The sequence below is a fragment of the Legionella septentrionalis genome (assembly GCF_003989745.1).
In the GTDB taxonomy this organism is placed as follows: Bacteria; Pseudomonadota; Gammaproteobacteria; order Legionellales; family Legionellaceae; genus Legionella_A; species Legionella_A septentrionalis.
The window spans coordinates 1-4,967 of record NZ_RZGS01000061.1; the positions used below are offsets into that span (position 1 = coordinate 1).

Sequence of the window (4,967 nt, forward strand, 5' to 3'; positions counted from 1 at the left end):
TTTTAGAATCGTAATTATTTGGCTTTCGTTATATCTCGATTTCTTCATCAAATTCTCCTCGGTAGTTATTATACCCAGAGAACTCTAATTTTGACTGGAACAATTATAAGGGGGGATTACAATGACAGTGACCGAGAAATTTTGAAAAATTTGTCTCGGGAAGAACAAAAAATCTACATGGAGGAATGGTTTCACGGAAACTATGAAGATCCAGCTGTGTGGAGTTGCCCCCGTTAAACCGAACCATCTAGTTACCTATAATAGCTCTTCGATATTCTCTGGGAGCCATCATTTTTAATCCCTTGTGAGGGGCAATATTATTATAGTCCTCAAACCAACTATCCAAATTGTCCATCAAAGCAATAGCATTCATTGGGTCATAAAAAGCTATATAGTCTCGCTTAAATGTTTTAACAAATGCCTCAGCCATGCCATTACTCTCGGGGCTATAAGCGGGCGTTGTACACACTTCAAAGCCTAATTCTCTTGCAAAAGTGATTGTTTCGCGGGAGACATAGCAAGGCCCATTATCGCTTAACCATTGAATAGTCGCGGGAAGATGGTTAATTTTCCCGAAACGGTATTCAACACTTTCTAGCATCAAATCACGAATGGCTGCACCATCAATACCAATCGTTGATGCGATAAACCCAAGAATTTCTCTGTCACAAGTATCCATAGCAAATGCAATGAAAACTCTATCACCATTGGCGCACTGAACGCTAAAACTATCAGAACACCATCGGGTATTACTTCGAAGGGTGATGATTTTCCCATCATGAAGTCTAGTTGGCTTTTTGCCATACGCAGGAAGTAACAAACTATGCTCCTTCATAATTCGATAAACGCGCTTATGGTTTACTTTGGGCTTAGCATCAAGCTGCAATTGACGGTTAAGTAGTGTTGTTACGCGCCGATAGCCATAACTAGCTCGCTCATTCACTATTTTATTAATATAGGGCAATAAAAAATTATCTTCTTCCTGTGAAGCTCGGGAGGCTCGTTGGTATTTCATTGTCATTGTTTTCATCCTTGTCGTTAAATGGGAACGGGAAACCTTAAGAGCATTTGCTATAGCTCTTATTCCATATCGTCCACTCCGAGCAAGGGTTGTCGCGAGATCAGTTTTTTTTCTCGTGCAAGCTTCACTGCCTCCCGTAATATCTCATTCTCTACGGTCTTCTTTCCTAAAATGCGCTCTAACTGCTTAATTTGTCGCTTCAGTTCATTCACTTCACTCTGGGGTACAACATCCTCTTCAGCCTTAAGTCCTTTTAATGCTCCATTCTCCATTTGTTTTCGCCAATAGAATAATTGTGATGGTGGTATACCATGTTTTCTGGCTACATACGAGACTGTCATCCCAGGTTGATAAGTCTCTTGTACTATCTGTTGCTTCTCATATAAAACCCAGCGACGTCTTGAGCTACTTGAATGAATTACTTCTATTACTTCCGCTTCTTTAGATATAGTCATAATACTAGTCCTATTACTAGTCGTTAGTTAACAACTAGCTGGTCCGGTTTTAGTGGGGAGCATTCCACTGTGCAATGTCCCTATTGTGAAGGTGAGTATATTTATATTTATGGTGGACCTTATGACGCACAGGAAGAACTAGATGGGCAATTTAGTGGCGAGGTATCTGATGAGGTAATAAGTGAGTTAGCTGATGAATTATCAACGGAATGTCCTTATTGGTCAGGTAAAGAAGGTCCTTATTATGATTTAATTGAGCCAGATCCAGAATATTACTCTTCATTTATTCAATCAATTGATCAAATAAAAGAAATGATTGAAACCAAATTTGACTCAAAAACACAAAATTTTCTTTTAAAATTACTTTATGCAAATGTTATTACTGCACTTGAAACATTTCTTTCAGAAGCTTTTATAACCGTTTTATTTTCGGATGTTTCCTTCGTAATACAATTTGTTGAAAAAAATGATGACTTTAAAAAAAGAAAAATATTATTATCTGATTTATACAAAGAATATAATAAAATTCATACTACGATTCAAACTCATCTTTCGAATTTAATATGGCATAATATTTCCAAAATTAAACGTCTATATGAATGTACTTTTGATATAACCTTTTCTGATGAAATCACTTCAATATATAAAGCAATTACAAAGAGGCATGATTTAATTCATAGAGGAGGAAAAAATAAAAATGGAGATAGTATAGAAATAACTTTAAATGAACTAAAGTTATTAATTAATGATATTCTATTTTTTGTTAATGATCTTCATTCTAAGTTATTAGAATGTCAAAGCACTATTTCTCCTACTATTGATACGTTTTAACATAGATGATTTTTAAATCAGTGTGCTTTAATAGCTATTCAGTAAAATATTAGATTTCATCGAATAGTCTTATATTTAAGGAATGTGTTGGAATAATAATGTGTAGTTCAGGCATAAATGGATGCTTAGGATATTTGATTTAAATGAATATAATTTATTATTGGATTTTGAGATAAAGATTAAGCCCCAGACAGGGGCTTAATAGTTTGAAAAGACATATGTCTGTCCATCATACTCAACCGAACAGTAATCATTTATAAAAAGATCCCGGGCAAAAGCCTCAAAATCAAAATAGCAGATCAAATTATCCGGCATTTGATGGGCATAACAGTCATCAAATAACTGCCTGGAAAAATCAACTTCTGAATCATAACAACCTTGGTAATGATCCTCCAGCATGGTTTGTGCATCATCTACCAAATAATCGCAGAGAAGGGCTAAGCCTAGCTCTCCATGTTCTTGAATAAATGAAGCATACTCCACAATATTACTTATTGACTCATACTCATGGATTTTGATGCTGCCGAATCCTTCATAATCATGTATGGCGTATTCTTCAGCATTGGGTTCAGGGCTGTTATCCAGCATTTCCCAGATTTCTTCCATAATGTCATCTTCGCTTTGTGTGGCATCTATCCAAACACCATGCAGGATGGCCTTGTTGTATGAGGCTAAACACGCGACGTAGATTGAAGGGGTGTCCATGGGATTATCTCCTTGTATTAAGGGAGCAATCCCACACGGGAGCTTGCTCCCGTGGTAGGGTATGATTAAAACGGAATTTCTTCTGAATCCGGTTGCAACATTTCACGCATTTGCGCCATGTGCTGTTCTGCGGTTTTGTTGCTAGATTCATCAGCTGATTTGGGTGAGCTGAGTAGCTGAATATGGTTGACAATAATGCTTAAGGCTTGACGTGCTTTGCCTTCGTTGTCTGTCCATTGATTAGAACGCAGTTTACCTTCTAGGTATACATGTGAACCTTTCTTTAAATACTCAGCGACTTTGGTTAGCTTTCCAAATAGTACTAGCTGATGCCATTCCACTCTGGTTTGCCATTCATCATTCTGTTTGAATGATTCATTGGTAGCCAAAGTAGCTGTGACAAAAGATTGTCCATCTTTTCCAGTGACGATTTTGGGATCAGCACCAAGATTGCCAATTAATTGAACTCGGTTTAAAGATGCAGTCATTGTATTCTCCTGTTATTGTTAAATCTGAGCGGTATAACAGAAAAACATCCGCATAGGCAGGTGGTTTTCTGTTATGCGGATAAGACTTAATTTGTTTCAATTAACAAGTAATTCGTTGAGTATCGAACTGTTTGACAAAGGAAATCAAAGATTCCAGTTTGTGCAAACTTAACTCTGCCTGTTGAATGTCATAGGGATTAATTTGCAGTCGATGACGACTTAAATCATTCACACAACAATTCAGTTCAAACAGCAAATGTTCAATTTCAAGTTGCGCTGGTTCCTGCTGTTGCATGGTATGCTCCTTAGGGGTAGGGAGGATTAGCCCCAAAGGGACTATGAATCCCAATTGGGTTATGCAAAAAAGATCACCGAAACATCGGTTGATTTACCTGGTTATTAATGATGATGTGCTTGAAGCACTCCTCGGGCGTAAAGCCGTAAAGACAACTCCTGATGGGTTTCCCTGCTAAACGCTTTGCCATGGAATTAGGGAACAAGATGGCATATCACAAGACCTAGTGGTTTCGTCAGATTTGCGCTGACTCATCAGTTGTGTTGCTTTCAGATTATCAAGCCATTACTGGAAATCAAGGATTTTTTGCCATTGATATTAAATGAACTCAATTGAACTAATTATGATTTTTTGATTCGATACAGAACATGTTTTGATAGATGATGATCAGTAGGAAAGTTTGGGTGAGCAAAAGAACCATCAACGTCATGTGTCATTTCAATTCTTTCCATGACTTTTCTTGAGCGTAGGTTATCTTGTACTGTAAATGCCACTATTTCATTCAGTCCAAGATGATTAAATCCATAGTCTAATGCTACCAATGCGCCTTCAGTAGCATAACCAAACCCCCAATATTGAGAACCTAATCGCGAGCCAATCTCAACAGCAGGGGAAAAATGTGCTGACTTATCAAAATAATTTAGTCCAATAAATCCAATCAGTTCACCAGTGTCCTGTAATTCTGCTGCCCATAGTATATAACCTCGGTCTTCCAATTGTTGATTTTGATATTGCATAAAATCGTTGATCTGTTTTTTGGATATAGAGCCAGGCAAAAACTCAAGAACCTTAGTGTCTTGGTTGATTAGGAAATAAGGTTCCAGATCGCTTTGTCGCCAAGGCCTTAGAATTAATCTTGATGTTTTAATTTGGAACATTGTTTATATACTCGAATGACCATTAAGTTGGTATTTGATTTGAACAAAGCCTCCCAAATAACTTGTTGTTGAAATATGACTGAGCTGAATATCTCTGTCTAGATCGCCAAATAATCTTTTTCCTGAGCCGGTAAGGATCTCCGAAAAATCTATCGTGAACTAAAATGTGGTATTGTAACCATCCCGTAAAATAGGTGTATTCCTGATTAGAGTTCTCCGTCGTAAACTATGTATGAGGAGAACATCGATGAAGAAATCGCGTTTTACAGAAACACAGATTGTTAAAATACTGAA

General features: G+C 37.2%; 6 protein-coding genes. 1 reads left to right on the plus strand and 5 read right to left on the minus strand.

Annotation, left to right across the window (positions count from 1 at the left end; genetic code table 11):
* Positions 1-247: 247 nt before the first annotated feature.
* Positions 248-1,476, minus strand: a protein-coding gene (locus ELY11_RS11940) for an IS3 family transposase (protein ID WP_126954854.1) whose coding sequence is annotated in 2 segments (ribosomal slippage) — positions 248-1,134 and positions 1,134-1,476 — 1,230 coding nt in all. Because the reading frame shifts where the segments join, the coding sequence is not laid out codon by codon here.
* A gap of 69 nt (positions 1,477-1,545) precedes the next feature.
* Between ELY11_RS11940 and ELY11_RS11945 the strand changes: the two genes are divergently transcribed.
* A complete protein-coding gene (locus tag ELY11_RS11945) occupies positions 1,546-2,307 on the plus strand; it encodes a hypothetical protein (protein ID WP_127033780.1) in 762 nt (253 codons plus the stop codon).
* 198 nt (positions 2,308-2,505) lie between these two features.
* On the opposite strand, the gene ELY11_RS11950 is transcribed toward ELY11_RS11945, so the two are convergent.
* The 4 genes from ELY11_RS11950 to ELY11_RS11965 form a co-directional block, all read right to left on the minus strand.
* On the minus strand, positions 2,506-3,012 hold the full coding sequence (locus ELY11_RS11950) for an antirestriction protein ArdA (protein WP_127033783.1): 507 nt from the start codon (positions 3,010-3,012) through the stop codon (positions 2,506-2,508).
* Positions 3,013-3,077: 65 nt separating this feature from the next.
* Positions 3,078-3,500, minus strand: a complete 423-nt coding sequence (locus tag ELY11_RS11955; protein ID WP_011946066.1) for a single-stranded DNA-binding protein — start codon at positions 3,498-3,500, stop codon at positions 3,078-3,080.
* Between the two features lie 100 nt (positions 3,501-3,600).
* A complete protein-coding gene (locus ELY11_RS11960; RefSeq protein ID WP_199741543.1) occupies positions 3,601-3,795 on the minus strand; it encodes a hypothetical protein in 195 nt (64 codons plus the stop codon).
* Between the two features lie 341 nt (positions 3,796-4,136).
* Positions 4,137-4,673 (minus strand): GNAT family N-acetyltransferase, encoded by a 537-nt coding sequence (locus tag ELY11_RS11965; RefSeq protein ID WP_127033789.1) that lies wholly within the window; start codon positions 4,671-4,673, stop codon positions 4,137-4,139.
* Positions 4,674-4,967 lie beyond the last annotated feature (294 nt).